This is a genomic window from bacterium (assembly GCA_037147175.1).
Taxonomy (GTDB): Bacteria; Cyanobacteriota; Vampirovibrionia; order Gastranaerophilales; family UBA9971; genus UBA9971.
Genome location: JBAWVS010000004.1, coordinates 70,609 through 89,933, shown reverse-complemented (window position 1 = coordinate 89,933; position 19,325 = coordinate 70,609). Strand labels below are relative to the sequence as shown.

17 protein-coding genes are annotated in these 19,325 nt (G+C 34.2%); 9 read left to right on the top strand and 8 right to left on the bottom strand.

What is annotated here, in order from left to right; genetic code table 11:
• Window positions 1–30 precede the first annotated feature (30 nt).
• Window positions 31–1,350 carry a hypothetical protein gene (locus WCG23_02105; GenBank protein MEI8388657.1) on the bottom strand — a complete coding sequence of 440 codons (1,320 nt, stop codon included), beginning with the start codon at window positions 1,348–1,350 and terminating at the stop codon, window positions 31–33.
• Between the two features lie 291 nt (window positions 1,351–1,641).
• On the opposite strand from WCG23_02105, the gene WCG23_02100 reads away from it, so the two are divergent.
• Complete coding sequence (locus tag WCG23_02100; GenBank protein ID MEI8388656.1) at window positions 1,642–2,949, top strand: M20/M25/M40 family metallo-hydrolase; 1,308 nt, start codon at window positions 1,642–1,644, stop codon at window positions 2,947–2,949.
• Window positions 2,950–3,208: 259 nt separating this feature from the next.
• Here the strand turns inward: WCG23_02100 and clpP are convergent, their stop codons facing one another.
• Entirely contained in the window at window positions 3,209–3,823 is a 615-nt protein-coding gene (gene clpP / locus WCG23_02095; protein ID MEI8388655.1) for an ATP-dependent Clp endopeptidase proteolytic subunit ClpP, read from the bottom strand.
• Between the two features lie 109 nt (window positions 3,824–3,932).
• Here clpP and WCG23_02090 point away from each other — a divergent pair, with 109 nt between their 5' ends.
• Together WCG23_02090 and gmd are read left to right on the top strand one after the other, a co-directional pair.
• Window positions 3,933–4,487 (top strand): hydrolase, encoded by a 555-nt coding sequence (locus WCG23_02090; GenBank protein ID MEI8388654.1) that lies wholly within the window; start codon window positions 3,933–3,935, stop codon window positions 4,485–4,487.
• 70 nt (window positions 4,488–4,557) lie between these two features.
• Window positions 4,558–5,580, top strand: coding sequence for a GDP-mannose 4,6-dehydratase (gmd, locus tag WCG23_02085; protein ID MEI8388653.1), 1,023 nt, complete (start codon window positions 4,558–4,560; stop codon window positions 5,578–5,580).
• 84 nt (window positions 5,581–5,664) lie between these two features.
• Here the strand turns inward: gmd and WCG23_02080 are convergent, their stop codons facing one another.
• Entirely contained in the window at window positions 5,665–5,940 is a 276-nt protein-coding gene (locus tag WCG23_02080) for an HU family DNA-binding protein (protein ID MEI8388652.1), read from the bottom strand.
• A gap of 221 nt (window positions 5,941–6,161) precedes the next feature.
• On the opposite strand from WCG23_02080, the gene WCG23_02075 reads away from it, so the two are divergent.
• The gene (locus WCG23_02075; protein ID MEI8388651.1) at window positions 6,162–7,226 is read left to right on the top strand and encodes a tetratricopeptide repeat protein; all 1,065 of its coding nucleotides are present in this window, start codon (window positions 6,162–6,164) and stop codon (window positions 7,224–7,226) included.
• A 17-nt stretch (window positions 7,227–7,243) separates the two neighbouring features.
• On the opposite strand, the gene WCG23_02070 is transcribed toward WCG23_02075, so the two are convergent.
• Complete coding sequence (locus tag WCG23_02070) at window positions 7,244–7,567, bottom strand: hypothetical protein (protein ID MEI8388650.1); 324 nt, start codon at window positions 7,565–7,567, stop codon at window positions 7,244–7,246.
• Between the two features lie 60 nt (window positions 7,568–7,627).
• On the opposite strand from WCG23_02070, the gene WCG23_02065 reads away from it, so the two are divergent.
• Entirely contained in the window at window positions 7,628–8,650 is a 1,023-nt protein-coding gene (locus tag WCG23_02065; protein ID MEI8388649.1) for a radical SAM protein, read from the top strand.
• Here WCG23_02065 and sppA read toward each other — a convergent pair.
• The 3 genes from sppA to WCG23_02050 are packed head-to-tail and all read right to left on the bottom strand — an operon-like array spanning window position 8,647 to window position 10,978.
• Window positions 8,647–9,492 carry a signal peptide peptidase SppA gene (sppA, locus tag WCG23_02060; GenBank protein ID MEI8388648.1) on the bottom strand — a complete coding sequence of 282 codons (846 nt, stop codon included), beginning with the start codon at window positions 9,490–9,492 and terminating at the stop codon, window positions 8,647–8,649. The genes WCG23_02065 and sppA overlap by 4 nt on opposite strands.
• A 25-nt stretch (window positions 9,493–9,517) precedes the next feature.
• Window positions 9,518–9,787: a hypothetical protein gene (locus tag WCG23_02055; GenBank protein ID MEI8388647.1), complete on the bottom strand. Its 270-nt coding sequence runs from the start codon at window positions 9,785–9,787 to the stop codon at window positions 9,518–9,520.
• Window positions 9,788–9,796: 9 nt separating this feature from the next.
• Window positions 9,797–10,978, bottom strand: a complete 1,182-nt coding sequence (locus WCG23_02050; GenBank protein ID MEI8388646.1) for a hypothetical protein — start codon at window positions 10,976–10,978, stop codon at window positions 9,797–9,799.
• Between the two features lie 367 nt (window positions 10,979–11,345).
• On the opposite strand from WCG23_02050, the gene WCG23_02045 reads away from it, so the two are divergent.
• The 3 genes from WCG23_02045 (at window position 11,346) to WCG23_02035 (ending at window position 16,107) form a co-directional block, all read left to right on the top strand.
• The gene (locus WCG23_02045; GenBank protein ID MEI8388645.1) at window positions 11,346–12,908 is read left to right on the top strand and encodes an NAD(P)H-hydrate dehydratase; all 1,563 of its coding nucleotides are present in this window, start codon (window positions 11,346–11,348) and stop codon (window positions 12,906–12,908) included.
• A 231-nt stretch (window positions 12,909–13,139) separates the two neighbouring features.
• Window positions 13,140–14,159, top strand: a complete 1,020-nt coding sequence (locus WCG23_02040; GenBank protein ID MEI8388644.1) for a lysylphosphatidylglycerol synthase transmembrane domain-containing protein — start codon at window positions 13,140–13,142, stop codon at window positions 14,157–14,159.
• A complete protein-coding gene (locus WCG23_02035) occupies window positions 14,137–16,107 on the top strand; it encodes an adenylate/guanylate cyclase domain-containing protein (GenBank protein MEI8388643.1) in 1,971 nt (656 codons plus the stop codon). Before WCG23_02040 ends, WCG23_02035 begins: the two co-directional genes overlap by 23 nt.
• Here WCG23_02035 and WCG23_02030 read toward each other — a convergent pair.
• Window positions 16,099–16,701 carry an NUDIX hydrolase gene (locus tag WCG23_02030; GenBank protein ID MEI8388642.1) on the bottom strand — a complete coding sequence of 201 codons (603 nt, stop codon included), beginning with the start codon at window positions 16,699–16,701 and terminating at the stop codon, window positions 16,099–16,101. The genes WCG23_02035 and WCG23_02030 overlap by 9 nt on opposite strands.
• Window positions 16,702–16,928: 227 nt before the next feature.
• On the opposite strand from WCG23_02030, the gene recG reads away from it, so the two are divergent.
• The gene (gene recG / locus WCG23_02025; protein ID MEI8388641.1) at window positions 16,929–19,325 is read left to right on the top strand and encodes an ATP-dependent DNA helicase RecG; all 2,397 of its coding nucleotides are present in this window, start codon (window positions 16,929–16,931) and stop codon (window positions 19,323–19,325) included.

Sequence of the window (19,325 nt, the reverse complement as noted above, 5' to 3'; positions counted from 1 at the left end):
TAATTTTTCTCTTCTTTTTTTATCGGAGAATCAATAAAATTTCTTAAGGTCCCGAGTTAATCTGTATTCTGTAACTTCCGCTGTTCCATTGTAATCAGGAACAATCTCAATAAAATCATGAGCAACCGCATTGTGAATTATAGAATGATCTATTAAAGAACCTAAAAAGGGCATTGACTTTGAATTAAGCTGCTTAAGAGAATATTTAAACAGGTCTTCTTTTGTTTGAAGATAATAAGCTGTTAATAATAAATAATCCAGTTTTGTTTGAGGCTTTTTAATAGCTATAAGCTCTTCCATTGTCTCAAAATCTTGAGTCATTAGATTATGATCTTCGTATAATTCAGTATAAATTACATCAGGTTCGGCCGGTTCTATAAATTCAAATTCCTGCTCGATTGCTGTGTCTTCAACAACAGTTTCGTCTTCCGGCTTAGGAAGATTTTTTTTGATTTTTTCTTCAATAATTTTTGCGATTGCTTCATCATCTTCTTCCTTCACAGAGGTTTTAATTTCTGTTTTTTGATTGGAAGAAGCTTCAGTATGATTAGAAGCTTTAAGAGGGTCTCTAGTCAGATTTTTAAAGCTGAATTTTTTCTTTTCAACAGTTGTCTTTTTTACCGGTTGTTGTTCTTTTGCTTTTAACTCTTCTATATTTTTATTTATTTCAAGTGTTTTCTTTGCCAAAATATTTTCAAAAAGATTTTCACCTGAGTCTTCAATAATTGTTTCATCTTCTTTTTCGCGAAGTTCTTCGTGAAGCAATTTGTCTACTTCTTCAATTACTGCTTTCTCTTCTTTCTCACGAATCTCTTCGTGAAGTAATTTGTCTACTTCTTCAATAATTGTTTCATCTTCTTTTTCGCGAATCTCCTCGTGAAGTAATTTGTCTACTTCTTCAATAATTGTTTCATCTTCTTTTTCGCGAATCTCCTCGTGAAGCAATTTGTCTACTTCTTCAATTACTGCTTCATCTTCTTTTTCGCGAATCTCTTCGTGAAGTAATTTGTCTACTTCTTCAATTACCGCTTCTTCTTCTTCGGAAAAAATAAGTTCTGCCGATTTTTCTTGAGCTGTTTTTTTGGTTATTTCAACAGCTTTTTCAGTTTTAATCGCTTGTTTTTCTTGTTCCGGGGTTGGTTCTTTAATTACACTTGTTTTTTTAAATTCTTTTTGTTCATTTTTTAATTTTTCAGGATCAATCGGCGGAAGGACAACTCTGAGTTTTCCTTGCTTTTTAGCTAATTTTTCAAAGAGTTTATCAACCTGCCTCTTTGCGAAATAAATATCATCAGAAGTCATTTCGACTTGATATTTACCTTTTTTTACATAAAAACTATAATATGGCATAAAAATTAAATAACCCCGGCTTTTAAATGCTCTCGACTTCTTATTAAAAGATTAATCTTTTAAAAGAACGTCTCTCCATTTATCAAGCTGTTCTTCTACAAATTTTGGATCATCTGATTTTAATTCGATTTCAACTTCGCCTTTTTTAAATTTGAAAACATATTCACTCATTATAATACTCCTTTTTGAACTGAACATAAATTTTATTATGTATATTTCCTACTGTATTATAGAATAAAAAACAAATATAAAATTAACTTTATAAAAAACTTCATGAAAAAGGGGTAAATTATGGAACTCAGGGAATTAACAAAAGTTCACAATCTGATTGGGCTATTCGTTGAGCTTTGCGAAATACCGTCGCCTTCACTTAAAGAAGAAAGTCTTTCAAAGAAAATATTGGAAATTTTTAAAGAAAATTCGATTAATGCTGAATACGACAGCTTTAAAAATATAATAACAAAAATTCCGCCCTCAAAAGGTTATGAAAAAACTCCTTCGATTTTGCTTTCAGCGCACATGGATGTAGTTGGAGGATCAGAGGAAATCAATATAAGGCTTTCTGCGGACGAAAAATTTATAGAAACAGACAAAACCCGCACGCTTGGCGCTGATAATAAAGCAGGTGTCGCTGCAATACTTGATCTTGCTATAGCTCTGGTGAAGCATGAAAATAAAACACCTCATGGCCCTATAGAAATTACTTTTACGCGTGATGAAGAAATGGGAATGTCAGGTGCGCAAAATCTTGATACTTCAAAATTAAATTCAAAATATGCAATTATTTGTGACGGGGAAGTATTGGGAGAATTAGATTGCGAAGGAGCAGGTTTTACAAATGTCTATATCAAGGTACATGGAGCAAAAGGCGGACATTCCGGCATCAACATTCATGACACAACCAGAATCAGTGCTATTAAAGTGCTTTCGGAACTTGATTCGCAAATTCCGCAGGGGGTCTTCAAACATGACCAAAAAGGAACTATAACTTCCATAAACGCAGGTGTTATTTCAGGAGGTGCTGTCAATACATTTATAGCAGAAGCCATAAAAGAAGCTTACGAGTCAGGTAAAGTTCAAAAACCTGTTTCTGAAAAATTTAATGCAAAAAATATTCTTGATTCCATAAATAAAAATTCTGCGCTGAATATAATTTCGACAGAAGCGCAGATTGCTTATTCTGTGAGAAGTTCTGAGCCTGAAAATGAGCAGGAGCTGCTTGAAAAAATTAAGAATACAGTCGCGGGACTAAATGAAAAATACGCAGGATTAATTAAAATTGATATGGAGATAAAAGAGCATCTCAAGCCGTTTGTAAGAAGTGAAGATGAATTATTAACGGAAATAGCCGTCAAAGCAGGAAAGAAACAAAACTTAAATGTTATTCCAAGTTCTTTTCATGCCGGAGCGGAAACCCATGTTTTTGCCAATGAAAAGAAAAACGCTTCAGGAGAAGCTTTTATTCCAGTGATAGCAGGGCTTGCGAATCTGGAAAATATTCATTCTTCTGATGAAAAAATCGACTGGCAAAGTTTTTTGATCGGCAGAAAATGGCTTGAAGATATTGTTTCTGCCTTTGCGGAAGAGTTTAAAAAATAATTGTTTTTTAATATCTGTTTAAAGCCTAAATAACCCGAATCTCTAATTTGCTAAAATTATTGCAAATATTGATTTTTGAGAATGTCATCCTGAGCAAAGCGAAGGATCTGTCCAATTTATGATTTTAGCTAAAAATGCTTACCGGACAGATTCTTCGGGTTAAAACCCTCAGAATGACAATTTGTAAAAATAAATTAATTGGCAATCGGAGTTAAATAGATTGCCTGCTCTTCGAACTTCCTCGCAATTGACAGATTGATTAATTTTTTACAATTTCAGGTTTATAAAGAACTTTATCAATAAGTCCGTAATCTTTAGCTTCTTCTGCGGACATGAAATAGTCTCTTTCAACGTCCTTTTCTATTCTTTCCAGAGACTGCCCGCTGTGCTTAGCCATAAGCTCGTTCATTTCTTTTTTTATTCTTGAAATTTCCGCCGCTTCAATCATAATATCGGTCGCTTGTCCTCTTGCACCGCCTGATGGTTGGTGAATCATTATTCTGGAGTGAGGAAGCGAAAGGCGTTTGCCTGCGGCTCCTGCATTAAGCAAGAATGAGCCCATGCTGCAAGCTTCTCCTATGCAAATAGTGCTTACATCACATCTGATGTGCATCATTGTATCGTAAATGGCCATGCCTGAAGTAATAACACCACCGGGGCTATTTATATAAAGCATAATGTCCTTTTCGGGATTTTCTGAATCCAGAAGAAGAAGCTGTGCAACGATAACATTTGCCAAATCATCGTCAATTTCATCACCGAGAAAGATAATACGCTCTCTTAAAAGCCTTGAGAAAATATCAAAAGCTCTTTCACCTTTGCTGGTAGTTTCTATTACCATTGGGACACGGTTTATTATTGTTTCGTAATCCATTATATGCCTTTCCAAAAATTAAATTTTTATGACAACACTACTTATATTATAATGGTTTTGAAAATTTTTTGATACAAAAAAATAGAGAATAAAATTCAGGAAATAAATTATGAAAAATAAACTACTTAATAGTGAAAATAGCATTTTGTTAATAATTGACATACAGGAAAAACTTTTAAAGGCGCAGCATGACAAAGAAAAAATACAAAAAAATGCTGTAATACTCACAAAAGCTGCAAAAATTCTTGGAATTCCCGTTATTGTCTCAGAGCAGTACCCTCAGGGACTCGGGGCAACAATCCCTGAAATTAAAGAAAATTTGTCAGAAAATGCAAAATATTACGAAAAGAAAAGTTTTAGCTGTTGTGCAAACAGTGCTTTTGAGGATTTAATTAAAGAAACAGGCAAAAATCAGGTCATAGTTTGCGGTATAGAATCTCATGTATGCGTGCACCAAACAGTAAGCGATTTATTATCAGCAGGGTATGAAATTTTTCTCGTAAAAGACGCTGTGGGTTCAAGAAAAGAATACGAATGCGAAATTGGCTTTGAAAGGATGATTTCTAGCGGAGCGGTGCCGGCATGTGTAGAAATGATAGTTTTTGAGCTTATTAAATGTGCTTCTCATGAAAAATTTAAACAAATTCAAGAACTTATAAAATAATTTGAATATCTTTTTTGAATTAATCTATAATTATGTAAATCAGAATCAAATAAACATTCAGGAGCAAAAAATGACAAAAAAAGCACTCATTACAGGAATAACAGGACAAGACGGTTCTTATCTCACAGAGCTCCTGTTGGAAAAAGGATATGAAGTTCACGGAATAATCAGAAGATCGAGCTCTTTTAACACAGAAAGAATTGACCATCTCTACAACGACCCGCATATCGAAAATACAAAACTCTTCCTTCATTACGGTGATTTATCGGATTCCTCAAATATCTGCCGTATTCTCGAAAAAGTTGAACCTGATGAAATTTATAATCTGGGTGCGCAAAGTCACGTAAGAGTGAGTTTTGATACTCCGGAATATACAGGCGATGTTGTCGGGCTTGGAACTCTCAGACTCCTTGATGCTATTAAAGATACTAAAATTAATACAAAATTTTATCAGGCCTCTTCAAGTGAATTGTACGGAAAAGTGCAGGAAATCCCTCAAAAAGAAACTACTCCTTTTTATCCGAGAAGTCCTTATGCCGTAGCAAAGTTATATTCATATTGGATAACTGTAAACTATCGTGAAAGCTACGATATGTTTAACTGTAACGGTATTTTGTTTAACCATGAATCTCCGAGAAGAGGGGAAACTTTTGTAACAAGAAAAATCACAAAAGCTCTTGCAAAAATAGTTGCAGGAAAACAGGACAAATTATATCTTGGAAATATTGACGCAAAGCGCGACTGGGGTTATGCAAAAGATTATGTGGAAGCAATGTGGCTTATGTTGCAGCAAGATACACCTGATGATTATGTAGTTGCAACGGGAGAAACTTATTCAGTAAAAGATTTTCTCACTCAGGCTTTTAAAACAGTTAATCTTGATTGGGAAAAGTATGTTGAAATCGATTCAAGATACTTTAGACCCGCAGAAGTTGAGTTGCTTATAGGTGATCCGACAAAAGCAAAACAAAAATTAAACTGGACACCAAAAACAAGCTTTAAAGAACTTGTAAGAATAATGGTGGAAGCCGATCTTGCTACAGAGGGCATTACTTTGGGCAGCAAGAATGAAACTGTTATCGCAAGTCATTAATCGTCTGTAAAAAACATTTTATAAATATACAAAAAACCCTGCTTTGAATAAAAGCAGGGTTTTTTAAAACTATTAAGCAAGTTTCTACTTGTTAACGAGTTCTTTGAATTTTTTACCAGCGGTAAATGCAGGAACTGTTTTAGCAGGGATTTTGATTTCTTTGCCGGTTTGAGGATTTCTACCGGTTCTAGCTGCTCTTTTGCGAGCTTCAAATGTACCGAAACCTACTAATGTTACTTTTTTACCTTTTGAAACTGTTTTTTCAACAACTTCAATAAGAGTTGATAAAACTTCAGCAGCTTCTTTTTGGGTAACTTTTGCTTTTTTAGCTATCTCTTGTACTAATTCCTCTTTATTCACGAATAATCTCCTTTCGTAAATCAACCTATAATCCACACATATATTATATTTAAGATGTAAAAAATTGCAATACCTTTTTCGAATGTTTATTTTAAATTATTAATAAGTTATATTTGGCAACTATATTTGGATAGACAGGTAGGCAGTACTCCTAAAAGTCGAAAATAGCAATATACACTAGATTTTTCCAAAAAATCGTTTAAAATAAACATGGATTGAAAATGGTTGGGCTAGTTTACATAATGAAACATTATCAAAAAAAATTGGTAATAATTCTTAACCTTGTGTGTGTAATAAATATTATCACTACGGTTATATGTTGTTCTGCTGTTTCTGCGAGTAATAGTATTTCAAGCGAGCAATTTAATGTAAGAGTTACAAGAGAAAATTTTGCTGAATTTTGCGATTCTCTGGTAATTCCTGATGAAAAGCAAAAATTAAAACTGGATCCTTTATTTTTTGAAAATTTTAACCTGTTAACAGGAAATTATGAATATAAAGATATTTTTTCTGTTCATAATGAAAAATTCAAGCCTGATGTTTTAAAAGCCATAAGAAAAAAACAGGCTGAAGAAAATGCAAATAATTCATCTAATTCCTCTATCAGTGTTTATAATATCGATCTTTCAAAGCAAAGACAAAATGTGCAGATAATCAATGTTAATAATAATCCCAAAATTAGTACAAATTCTTTTATGTATTCAATGATGGGTGTTGATGAAGATAATATCGAATTTAATTTTGAGAAAACAGTTGAAAAAGTTAAAGTACTAATCGCAAAAAATGATTTTTCTAATGCAGCAGAAACTTTAAATTTTTTAAGAACAAAATCTAAAAAAAATAATTCCCATCTTTTTATTCTTGCAGGACTTTATGAAAAAACAAACAGACCTGATGAAGCTTGCAGTCTGTATAAAGAAATTTCGGAAGCTGAACCTGCCAAATATGAGTACATTTATAGTTATGCTGTAAGTCTTTATAAAAATGACAATAAAGGTTTAGCCGAAAAATATTTTTTGAAAGTAACCGAAATAAAACCTGATTTTATGTATGCTTATTATAATCTGGGTAATTTGTACTATAAAAAAGTCAATTATTATAAAGCTCTTGACTGTTTTAACAAGGCAATGGAAATAAATCCGTCAAATTCTGATGTTTGTTTCAATATTGCAGTTACTCTTGAAGTTTTGGACCATAAAACATTGGCAAAAAAATTCTATTCGAAATGTCTTGAATTGAATCCTCAAGATGCACAGGCAGGAAAAGCCCTAGAAAGACTGGAATAAACTTCTTTATTTTTCTATTATTTAGAGTTGCTCTTTTTAAAAGGCATTTTTCCAGCATAAGGGTAATTTGTAGGAGTTTGGGGTTCCTTAGTAGAAAAAAATTTAAATATGGTTGAATTCTTAACATCTTTATTTGTTTTTTGTTTAGGGGGGAGAGGACTGCCGCCCAAAGGTTTTAATTTAGGCGCAGCAGGTTTTTGCTGCATAATAGGAACCAATCCTGATGTAGGCATTATCTTAAAATCATTAGCTTCTTTTGTATTTGCTGCAACTATACCGAATGAACTAATAAGCATAATTCCTGCAAGAATAGTGTTTTTGACAGTTTTTATAAAGCTCATTTAACTTTCCTTAAACTAATTAATGTTATAATTAGTTTAACATTAATTAGAGGAATTGTAATGTACAAACTCGAGTTGGCGGTTTGGGAAATAACTTCAAAATGTAATTTAAATTGTGTGCATTGCATAAATGAATCAGGTGATTTTAGCCTTCCTGAAGAGTTTAGCACTCATGAAGGATTAATTCTTATAGAACAACTGGCTGATTTAGGATGCAAAGATATAGTTTTATCAGGGGGAGAACCCTTTATAAGAAACGATTGGGTGATATTATCTCAAAAAATAATTTCATTAGGAATGGGATTGCATATTATGACTAATGGAACGCTTCTTGATGATGATGATTTTGATATTCTGAGAAATCTGGAGGTATCCTCTCTTTCATTCAGTCTTGATGGTGCAAATCCTGAAACACATGATTATATAAGAGGAAAGCAGGGAGCTTTTGACAAACTTACTTCTAATATAAAAAAAGCGGTAAAAAATAATTTAAGCGTTTCGGTAAGTACGACAGTTACAAAGAAAAATTTAGATGAACTGGAAAAAATAGTAAATTTGTCAATCAAATCAGGAGTTCCTCTTCATCAGATACAGCTTGGAAAATTACAAGGACGGATGCCTGAAAACTTAGTCTTGAATGAAAAAGAATATTATTCTCTAGCCGAGCAAATAGTGAAATTAAGAAAAAAGTACTCAAAAAAGATAAATATTGTCGAAGCTGATTGTATAGGTTATTACTCAAAATTGTCATCTGAACTGGAAATAAAAACTTGGAAAGGTTGTCAATGCGGCATAAATATAGTTTGTATTAACAGCAGCGGTGAAGTTAAAGGATGTCCGCATAATCAAAATTCTGAAGGAAATATTAAACATCTCCCCCTTAAAGAAATATGGAATGATTATAATAAATTTGCATATAACAGAAGGTTTTCCAGAGAAAACTTAAAAGGCTATTGTCGTAAATGCAAATATGGTGATTTATGCAGGGGCGGATGCAGCGCAAATACTTGCAGTTCAAAAGGTACAGACAAAGAAACACCTTATTGCCTTTGGAAAATAGAAACTTATGGATATAGCGATTAATTTTCAGGCATAATCCATAGAGGAATTCTGGAATGGACGGAATTGATTCCGGCTTTTTCAAGGATTGCTGATACGTTTGCGCCTGAAATTTTTTGCAGAAGGCTCTTTTTGGAAGTGATTTCAACTACTACCGGCTCGCCTTTGATTTCTGCAAGTTCTGCGGCAAGGTCAATTGCATCGGATTGCGAACCTATGCTGTCAACAATACCGTACTCTTTAGCTTGAGCGCCCGTAAATATTCTTCCGTCAGCAAATTTTTTGACTTCTTCTATGTCTATGTTTCTGTTTTCAGAAATGGTTTTTACAAATTGGTTATAAGTAACGTCTATAAGTTCTTGAAGAATTGTTTTTTCTTCTTCAGTAAAGAATCTTGTCTGGGAAAGAATATCTTTATATGGACCTGACTTGACTATTTGATGTTCTATTCCTATTTTTTTATATAAATCCTTGATTACGCTTGATTTTATAATTACACCTATTGAGCCTGTAACTGTTCCCGGATTGCTTACAATTTTGTCTCCCGCAACAGCAACATACAAGCCTCCGCTTGCTGCCACATCGCCAAGAGAAACAACAACTTTTGTGCCGTCTTTCTGAAGTTTTTTTATTTCTGTGTAAATTTCCTGAGAGGCACCGACAGTCCCACCAGGGCTGTTAATTCGAAGCACAATTGTTTTTATGCCCAGAGTTTTAACATTTTTCAGAGATTCTATTATTTTTGAGGAGCTGGATAAGTAACCCGAATCCAAAATAATTCCTTCCAGTTTAATCAGGGCAATTCTTTTGTCTTTGAATACAGTATATTTAATTTTATTTATGCCGTCTTTTAGTTTTTTAAACATTGTTTTCACCTATTTAGAGTTGTTTTCAAGAAATATTTATTAAATTTTTAAAAAAATTAATTATCCCTACATTATTAACAAGGTCAAATAAAATTAAAGCAAAAATCATATTAAGAGCCACGTTTATAGTAAAGCGAACACGGTCTTCTGCGTAATAAACAGGTGTATACCAGAGTTCATAACTTTTTTTAACATAAGTTACACCGGTAAATATATTAAAAATCGAATAAAGAAAAAATCCATAGCTTATGAAGCTAACAGGATTCAAAAGATTTAAAAATTTTGCATTACACATGAAAAACTTTTATTCCTGTTCGGGTTCAGCAGTTTTCTTTACCTGATTTTTGAATTCTTCAGGAGCGTCGGCTCTATCCGGATTCCAGCGAGGAAGATCCATCTGTTTCCTGATAATGCCTATACCTACATGAACTCGCCATTCATCCATTTTCAGCTGTTTTGAAATAAATTTATGGCAGCCTATAGGAGGTAATGGCAACAAAGGAGTGTATAAGTTCTGTATTGCAGTCAACTGATCGGGAGAAACCGCGAGTTTTCTTTTTGGATAAGGAAGTTTCGGCAGAAACATTTTTTGTCTGATAAGGTTTATGCCAAAGAAAACTTTGTTGGGTTCAAGTTGCATTTGCTGCCCGATTACTTCGTGACAATCAGGATTAGGAAGCGGAAGCATTGCTTTATAAAGTGTTTCAATCTCTGCAACCTGTTCCCTGCTAATTAATAATGGTTTTTGAGAAGCCATAGGCCTGCGAGGGCCGCCTCTGTTAAAGCCACCCGGTCCTCTGTTGAATCCGCCTTGCTGCGGAGGTCTTCTGAATCCGCCGCCTTGTGGAGCAAATCCGCCTTGCTGCGGAGGTCTTCTGAATCCGCCGCTCTGTGGAGTAAATCCACCTTGCTGCGGAGGTCTTCTGAATCCGCCGCTCTGTGGAGCAAATCCGCCCTGCTGTGGAGGTCTTTGGGAATTATATCCTCCTTGTGAGCCAAATCCGCCTTGTTGCGGTCTCGGGGAATTATATCCGCCACCTTGGTTGTTATAACCGCCCTGCTGCGGTCTCGGTGAGTTATATCCGCCCTGTGAACCAAATCCGCCTTGTTGCGGTCTTGGTGAATTATATCCGCCGCCTTGATTATTGTAGCCTCCCTGCTGTGGTCTCGGTGAATTATATCCGCCCTGCGCACCAAATCCGCCTTGTTGCGGATAGGGTCTTCTTTGTGGGGAATTATAATTTTGATTTCCACCTGCAGAGTAGCCGCCACCTGCTGAATAACCGCCGGGTTTTTCCTGTGTAGATTGTTCAGACGGTTTTTCCGGCTGTTTTTCCGAAACATCTTCAGGTTGTTTTAAAACATCGTTATAAGAATTTAGTGATAAATCTTTTCTGTCAGGATACAAACAATTAGGACAGATAACTCTCTTTGGATTTTTTGTCTCAAATTCTGCGCCGCATTTAGTACATTTGTTTAAATACATCTCTTAATTTAGCCCCTCATTACCTTTCAGCAAGGATTTTCTCTCTTGAGTGCCCTATCTTATAAAATTTACCCTTGCAAAACTTCATCCATTTTTAAATTTACTTGACTTGATTTTAATAAAATATTTATGTTGGTATTTCACCCCAAGACTCAATATAATATAACATGAATAATCAACTTAAGTCATTACTATATTTAGTTTAAATTTCCATAATATATAATATATATTATATCTTATGTTATAGATATTTTACTTTAATTGTGTTTATCTTTTAAAGAAATGATATTTTGTAATAAATCTTAACAAATCTTTTGTAGGTCGCTGAGTTTAGTGATTTATATAAATAAATTCAGGAGTGTAATTTATGCTTAAAATATTATCAGGAACTCAAATGAGGGAAATTGACAAAAAAGCTATAGAAGAGCTTAAAATTCCAGGAATTTTGCTTATGGAAAATGCAGGCAGGGCAGTATATGAACAGGTGCTTGAAATAATTAATACAACTCAGGACGAATCAGCAAGCGTACTTGTGCTTTGCGCAAAAGGCAATAATGGCGGGGATGGCTTTGTCGCAGCAAGGCATTTAATCGAAAATAATATTCAAACAACAGTAGTTTCGTTGTTTAGAAAAGATAATTTATCTGATTCAGCACTTATTAATCACGATATTTTGGAAAATTTTACAGAAATTATTTATCTGGATGAAATTGACCTTGATAAATTAAGACAAATGATTTCTGCATCTTCAATAATAATAGATGCAATTTTCGGAACGGGTTTAGGCTCTGTTGTGAAAGGCAATATTAAGGACATAATAGACTCAATTAACGAATATACAGAGGGAATCATAGTTTCAGTTGATGTGCCTTCAGGTATAAATGCAGATACAGGAGAAATATTAGGAGCCGCGGTAGTGGCGGATTATACTGTAACTTTTCATGCACTCAAGCATGGCTTGATAAGTTATCCGGGTGCGGAATATGCAGGAGAAGTCACAGTTGTCCCGATAGGGATTCCTGAATCTTTAACAGAAGGAAAAATTTTTAATACGTATTTAATAACGGATCATTATATTCGTATTTCGTTGCCTGTACGAATTGAAAACAGCCATAAAGGAACTTTCGGCAAAGTATTTAATGTTGCAGGCAGCATAGGAATGACAGGAGCAGCTTACATGAGTGCTGTTGCTTCTTTAAAAGTCGGAGCAGGGTATTCAATTCTTGCAACTCCCGAGAGTGCTGTCCCTGTAATTTCTTCAATGGCTCCTGAAATAGTCTGTATTCCGCTTGAAGAAACAGAAGATAAAGCTATTTCTCATAAAGCTCTAAACAAAGCACTTGAAAAAAGCAAAGATGCTGATGTCTATTTGACAGGACCCGGACTTGGCACAGAAGAATCCACTGTTGAGTTTGTTTCGGATTTTATACAACAGTTGACAGACAGAGGCGAAAATCTGGTTATTGATGCAGATGCCCTAAATTGTCTTTCGATAAAGCAAGATATATTTCTCCCGATAAATTCTGTCATAACTCCGCATGTAAAAGAACTTTCAAGACTCACGAAAATTTCCGCAGAAGAGATACAGAAAGATAGAGTGAAAGCCGCCAGAGATGCCGCTCAAAAATTTAATACGACTGTGGTTTTGAAAGGTGCAAAGACTGTTATAGCAGAGCCTTGCGGTAATGTTTATATAAATCAGACGGGAAATTCCGCTCTTGCTACGGCAGGAAGCGGTGATGTACTTGCCGGAATGATAGCAGGTTTTGCGGCTCAAGGACTGAGTATGAAAAATGCAGCTATTGTCGGTGTTTATCTTCATGGATTAGCAGGAGATATAGCCGCTAAAGAACTCACAGAATATTCTCTTACAGCTTCAGAATTGTTAAAATATATTCCTCTCGCTTTCAAAGAAGTCTTTGATATATAGTGCTCTGAAAAAGTAATTAAGAAATGAAATATTTTTTGCGAAAGCACTATAGCTTTTAGGAGTGATGCTTTTCAGGAAAATCCGGCTTTGCCGGTTTTCCTGAAAACAAACTCGTTTCAGTATAAAGTAACGAAAAACGGAACAAGTTCCATAAAACAAATTTTTCCTGTAATATAATAAACAGCTTTTTGCTCAGGGTATTAATTTAATAAAACAAGAAAAATATAAAATATGTCTACAAAAATACGAAATAAACTGCTTAATTTATCCGCAAGGATAGCGATAAGCATAATAATTTTATCACTTCTTTTTACCAAGATTGATTTTAATGATATTAAAAACTCACTAATCAAAACAAATCATACAGTTTTGATAATTGGAATTTTGATTTATACGCTCTGTCAGGTTTTAAATGCTTACAAATGGAAATTAATAGCAAACAACGCCGGATTTAGCAATAAATTAAAAGAATATATAGATTATTACTTTGTCGGTCTTTTCTTTAATTTATTTCTGCCTACAACTGTCGGCGGGGATATTTCAAAGGCTTATTATCTTTCTAAACACGATCTTCAAAGCAGAAAAGCTCCTGCAATATATTCAGTACTGGCAGAAAGATATTCAGGTGTCGTAATTATAGTCTGGGCAGGGGCATTAGTGTTGTTTACCCCTATAGGAAATCCTGTTCCTGTTGCATTTAAGATATTAATGAGCTTTTTGACAATTTTAATTTTTATAGTTACTCCTGCGTTCCCGACTTTTTGGATGCAGTTTTTTAAAAGAAAAAAATGGGTAAGAACCATGTTAAGGGATATCAGGGCTTATTGGTCCAATCCTAAACTGGTCGTAAAAGCTATTTACTGGTCTACTTTGTATCATATGCTTGTTTTGGGCATCCATATGCTTATAGGCAGCGCAATGGGAATTACAATTCCGATAGGCTACTATATTATGGCGTATTCAATGGCGGCTATGGCAGGATTTTTGCCTGTTGCTTTTAACGGGATTGGACCGAGAGAGTGGGCTTACATTTATTTTCTGTCTTTTGCAGGTGTAAAAGAATCAGATGCTTTAATTTTTAGTATTTTTTGGTTCGGTATAATATTATCCTCAAGTTTATTTGGTGCAATATTTTATTTAAAAGGGCAACTATTGCCTGCCCCCGTCGAATTTGACAACGATTTGGATTCTGACGAAGAAATTACAACAGGAACAGAAATCGGAGAAAGTGAAATTGAACCCGCGATATAAATTTGGCAATTTCTATAATATTTTTGTCCTTATTATATTTAGCTTTATATTGTTCTGGTCGGCATACAGCCTTTCAAAAAATTTTTTGGAAGATAAAGCATACGATTTTTTGGTTAGAATAACGGCTAAAACTAACCCTTCAAAAGACATAATAGTTGTTGCTATTGATGATCAGTCGATTAATAAAATCGGAAGATGGCCATGGCAAAGAACTAAATACACAGACATGTTTGAATATCTTGAAAACTACGGACAGGCAAAAATCATAGCTTTTGATTCAATAATTTCTTCTTACGGCGACAAAAATGATGATACAAAGTTCTTTGAAAGGCTTTCAAAATTAAATAATGTAGTAGCAGGTGTCTTTTTTAGCAAACAAAAATCTTTTATCAGCACTGATAATATAAATTTTGAAAAAGAGAAAAAATATTTTAAAGAAAAATTCTCAATAAAAGTTGCTGATAAAAGAAAAACAGAATTAATTAAAGTTTCTGAGTATTACAACAGCAGCTATACTCTTAAAGAAATAGCTAATTCCGCACTGGGACTTGGTTCTGTGTCATCAAGGCAGGATGCTGACGGTATTATAAGAAAATATGAACCTGTTTTTTATTACAAAAGCGCGTATTATCCTTCTTTAGCGCTGGCTGTTTTGAACAAATTAAATTTTCATTCGCAATATGACCTTTCCGAAAATAATTTTTCTTCAACAGGCTATAGCCGTAATACTTTTAATATTCCTTTGTCTTCAAACAGAAACGGGAGTTTTGGTTATATTAAATGGTATAAAACACAGCAAAATTCTTATATCTACCCTTATAAAACTATTAGCGCATCTGAAATTATTAATTCTTACAACAATTTGAAGAGCGGAAAGCCGCCAATAATTTCAAAAGAAGATTTGAAAAATAAAATTATAGTTGTTGGAGTTACGGCAACAGCTCTGAAAGATGTGAAAACAACTCCTATGGCGGCAGATTATCCGGGGGTTTATATTCAGGCAACAATAATTAATAATTTTTTAAATAATGATTTTATCAAAACACCAACCAAATTTGAAAAATTGCTTGTTATTTTAATAATATCCTTGCTGACTTTCTTTATAGTGTTGACTTTACCTGTTTTATACAGTGCTATATCATCGACAATTCTTGCATTATCATATTTTTCATTTTGTCTTTATATGGCTTCGTCAAAAAATTATGTTTTGGATCCCATAGCTCCAATAATATTAATGTTTTGCAGTATGTTAATAGGCTATGGCTATAATTATTTTATTGAAAATCAAAGAAAACACGACATTAAAAATTTAATCGCAAAATATGTTTCAAAAGATGTACTTGATGAAATACTTTCTGATGAAGAAAGTTCAAAACTCGGCGGAAAACGAGCAGATATAAGTGTTTTGTTTGCTGATATAAGAAATTTCACTTCTATTTCTGATAATCTTGAGCCAGAAGAAGTAAGTTCCATACTCAACGAGTATTTTAGTGAAATGATTCCTATAGTTTTCAAATATAGAGGCACTGTAAATAAATTTATCGGTGATGCGCTTCTGGTTATTTTTGGTGCACCCGTAGATAATTCGGAACACCCTCAAATGGCTGTAAAATGCGCTGTTGAGATGTTTGAAAAAGTTAAAAAACTTCAGGAAAAGTGGCAAAAAGAAAATAAACCGCTTATTGACATAGGAATAGGTATAAGTTCAGGGATTGCTTTTGTTGGAAATATAGGCTCTGACGAAAGACATGAATACAGCGCAATTGGAAATACAGTAAATACGGCAAACAGGCTTGAATCGTTCAATAAACTTTATAAAACAAATATTTTAATTAGCGATGCTACTTATCAAAGAGTCAAATCCACAGTAGAAGCACAAGAGGTTGATTCTGTCTGCATTGCACAAAATTCAGAACCGATTAAAATTTACGAAGTTCGCTCAGTTTGAATCTGCGTGTAATCTCGATAAAACAAAGTATAATCCCGATAATGCTTGCGCACTGACAGCTTTTCCCTTTGCCTGTTGTTCTCCTAACCATTTTGAAAGTTCTTTTAGCGGAACTTTATGAATGGCTTTGATTACACCTCCATCAGTTATAGGCCTTTGTGAAAGTGTATCCTGATTAATATCAGCTATTGCAATAGTTGAGGTTTCAGAAGTACAACCGGGAGAACTGGCGATATTTTTGCCTTGAATTGTTATTTTATCAGGTTTATAGCCTGTTTCTTCCAATAATTCTTTAACTAATGCCTGTTCTGTTTCTTCTGCAGAATTTTCATCACCTACCAGACCGGCAGGTAATTCTATGCATCTGTCTGCTTTTCCTTCAGCTTTAATTGGCGGTCTTTCTGTCTCTATGAATACCACACTGTCGCCATCTTTGCTGTGAATAACAGGTGCAATTACTACTACGTCTTTTGCATTCGGTCTGTGCGCATATACCCAATCAGATTTTCCGTTAGGGGATTTGGCTTTTTTTAGCTGCAAATATTTTGTGTTATATAAAGCATCATTTTGATTAGCGCTAAAGCGTATATTCATTTTTTTATTCTTTCTTTGTTTATTTTTACGTTTATTTTTATGTTTATCACACGTTTTATAAAACATGTGAATAATAAAAATTGCATTCACTTTGAAAAAAAATAACCGATTTTTGAAATTTTCAATATAGCCTAAAAAATCAAACTTAATAATTATTAATAAAATTTAAAAAAATTAATTAAGGTAAGCTATTATAAAAAGGTTTATATAAAATCAAAAGCTTTAAAATGGAAAAAGTAAGAGAAATAGAAAATATTGAAAGTTTAAAAAAGGCTGTAAATGCCGAGATTAAACATAATTATACGGATATTACAGGAAAAAAATGTAAATTTTCCAGATATATTCTCGAAGAATTGTATAAAATAAGTAAAAATTTTCCGGAAGATCCCGGATGGAAAAATCTTTATGCTGTTTTTGAAACATACCCGACAACAGACCTTTCTACAAGGATGAAAGCTATAAAACAGCTCGTAAATCACATTAAAGCTCCGTTTGAACAAGATAATAAAAAAATAAAAAGTTCTTTTGATATAAAAAATCCTGAAGAAACTGATGTAATGTATGTAAAAGGCGTTGGTCCAAAGGTTAGCGCGCTTTTAAATAAACTCGGGATTTTTACTGCGCATGATCTTCTTCATTATTTTCCTAGAAAACACCTTGATTATGCAGCAAAAACACCTATTTCAAACTTGAAAGTCGGTGAAGAAGTTACTATCTTTGGAAAAATCCTCTCTGTAACTTATTTTACAAGCATAAAACGCTCTAACTTGACCATAATAACTATAACGGTTTCCGATGAAACAGGAATAATCTCGATAAACCGCTTTATGGGCAAGTCAAACAGGTATATGATTGAGAGAGTGAAAGCTCAGTTCCCGAAGGGAGCTAATATAATAATTTCCGGCGTAGTAAAAGTTGATGATTTTAACAGGGGACTTACTGTTGATAAAGCGGAAATGGAAGCTGTAAGCGGTGATATTGAAGAAATTGACTCGCTTCATCTCAATAGAATAGTTCCTGTTTATCCGATTACTGAAAATTTAAATATAAAAATACTCAGAAGGGCCATACATAATGCCCTTGAAACTTATGCAGACCAAATTGAAGAGTTAATTCCCGAAGAAATTCGTAATAAATATGAACTTGCCGATAAAATAAAGGCGATAAGGCAGATACATTTCCCTGATTCGTTACAAAAACTGGAAGAAGCGCGAAAAAGACTTGTTTTTGAAGAATTTTTTATAATGCAGCTCAAGTTGGCGCTGATAAGAAAAAAACAAAAAACAGAAGCGCAGGGATTGGTTTTAAATCATAAAAAAGGCGGATTTGTTGATAAATTTGTTGATTCATTGCCCTTTGAACTAACAGGTGGTCAAAAAGAAGCGTTTGATGAAATTATTGCTGATATTTCAAAACCTGAACCTATGAGAAGACTTCTTCAAGGAGATGTCGGATGCGGTAAAACAGTAGTGGCAGCAATGGCACTTCTTTCTGCCGTAGAAAACGGTTATCAAGGTGCTATTATGGCTCCTACGGAAATTCTTGCCGAACAGCATTATAAGAATTTTGTATATTGGTTGACTTCTTTGGGGCTTAGCGTGGGGCTTTTTGTCGGGAAACATGGCGTAAAGACAAGGCGTGAGATGCTGCAAAACCTTAAAAGCGGTCAGATAAACGTAGCTGTGGGAACCCACGCGCTTATTCAGGAAAGCGTGGAATTTAATAATCTCGGTCTTGTTGTTATAGATGAACAGCACAGATTCGGTGTAAAACAGAGGTCAGAGTTGAAAAATAAGGGTGCAAATCCTGAACTATTAGCAATGACAGCTACTCCAATACCAAGAACTCTTGCTTTGACCTTGCATGGTGATATGGATTTGACAATAATCAACGAACTTCCTCCGGGAAGAAAGCCTGTAAAAACCGCATTGGTAGGACAAAAAGACAGGAAAAAATCTTATCAGCTTATATCAAAAGAAATTGAAAAAGGTCATCAGGCTTACATAGTTTTTCCTTTGATTGAAGAATCCGAAACCCTTTCTGCAAAAGCCGCCACAAAAGAAGCTGAACGCCTTCAAAAAAATGTTTTTCCCGATTTAAAAATAGGACTTGTTCATGGAAAGCTGACATCCTCCGAAAAAGACAAAGTCATGGAGGAATTCAGGTCAGGAAAATTCCATATACTTGTCAGTACAACTGTAATCGAGGTAGGTGTTGATGTGCCTAATGCAACGGTTATGATGATAGAAAATACTGAAAGATTTGGTCTTTCCCAGTTACACCAGTTAAGAGGACGGGTAGGCAGGGATTCTAAGCAGGCTTATTGCATATTGGTTTCTGAAACAAGCTCGCAGGAAACCTTAAGACGGCTTGAAGTTATGACAAAAACCAATGACGGATTTGTTATTGCTGAAAGCGACCTGAAAATTAGAGGTCAGGGAGAGCTCATGGGAATAAAACAAAGCGGTATTCCTGATTTAATACTTGCTGATCTTGTGAGAGATGCCGGTATTCTTGAAATAGCAAGAGAAGCCTCTTTTAATTTAATCAAAAATGACAACATTGAGAGCTACCCGCTTTTAAACAAAAAAATCACAAAAGAAGTCGTTGAAATAGAATTATAA

Bases quoted from the DNA above. Each gene is read 5' to 3' on its own strand.
- WCG23_02050 (MEI8388646.1), bottom strand. From the start codon at position 10,978: ATGTATTTAAACAAATGTACTAAATGCGGCGCAGAATTTGAGACAAAA.
- WCG23_02070 (MEI8388650.1), bottom strand. From the start codon at position 7,567: ATGAGCTTTATAAAAACTGTCAAAAACACTATTCTTGCAGGAATTATG.
- clpP (MEI8388655.1), bottom strand. From the start codon at position 3,823: ATGGATTACGAAACAATAATAAACCGTGTCCCAATGGTAATAGAAACT.
- WCG23_02075 (MEI8388651.1), top strand. From the start codon at position 6,162: ATGGTTGGGCTAGTTTACATAATGAAACATTATCAAAAAAAATTGGTA.
- WCG23_02045 (MEI8388645.1), top strand. From the start codon at position 11,346: ATGCTTAAAATATTATCAGGAACTCAAATGAGGGAAATTGACAAAAAA.
- WCG23_02040 (MEI8388644.1), top strand. From the start codon at position 13,140: ATGTCTACAAAAATACGAAATAAACTGCTTAATTTATCCGCAAGGATA.
- WCG23_02030 (MEI8388642.1), bottom strand. From the start codon at position 16,701: ATGAATATACGCTTTAGCGCTAATCAAAATGATGCTTTATATAACACA.
- WCG23_02065 (MEI8388649.1), top strand. From the start codon at position 7,628: ATGTACAAACTCGAGTTGGCGGTTTGGGAAATAACTTCAAAATGTAAT.
- WCG23_02090 (MEI8388654.1), top strand. From the start codon at position 3,933: ATGAAAAATAAACTACTTAATAGTGAAAATAGCATTTTGTTAATAATT.
- WCG23_02100 (MEI8388656.1), top strand. From the start codon at position 1,642: ATGGAACTCAGGGAATTAACAAAAGTTCACAATCTGATTGGGCTATTC.
- recG (MEI8388641.1), top strand. From the start codon at position 16,929: ATGGAAAAAGTAAGAGAAATAGAAAATATTGAAAGTTTAAAAAAGGCT.
- WCG23_02055 (MEI8388647.1), bottom strand. From the start codon at position 9,787: ATGTGTAATGCAAAATTTTTAAATCTTTTGAATCCTGTTAGCTTCATA.
- sppA (MEI8388648.1), bottom strand. From the start codon at position 9,492: ATGTTTAAAAAACTAAAAGACGGCATAAATAAAATTAAATATACTGTA.
- gmd (MEI8388653.1), top strand. From the start codon at position 4,558: ATGACAAAAAAAGCACTCATTACAGGAATAACAGGACAAGACGGTTCT.
- WCG23_02105 (MEI8388657.1), bottom strand. From the start codon at position 1,350: ATGCCATATTATAGTTTTTATGTAAAAAAAGGTAAATATCAAGTCGAA.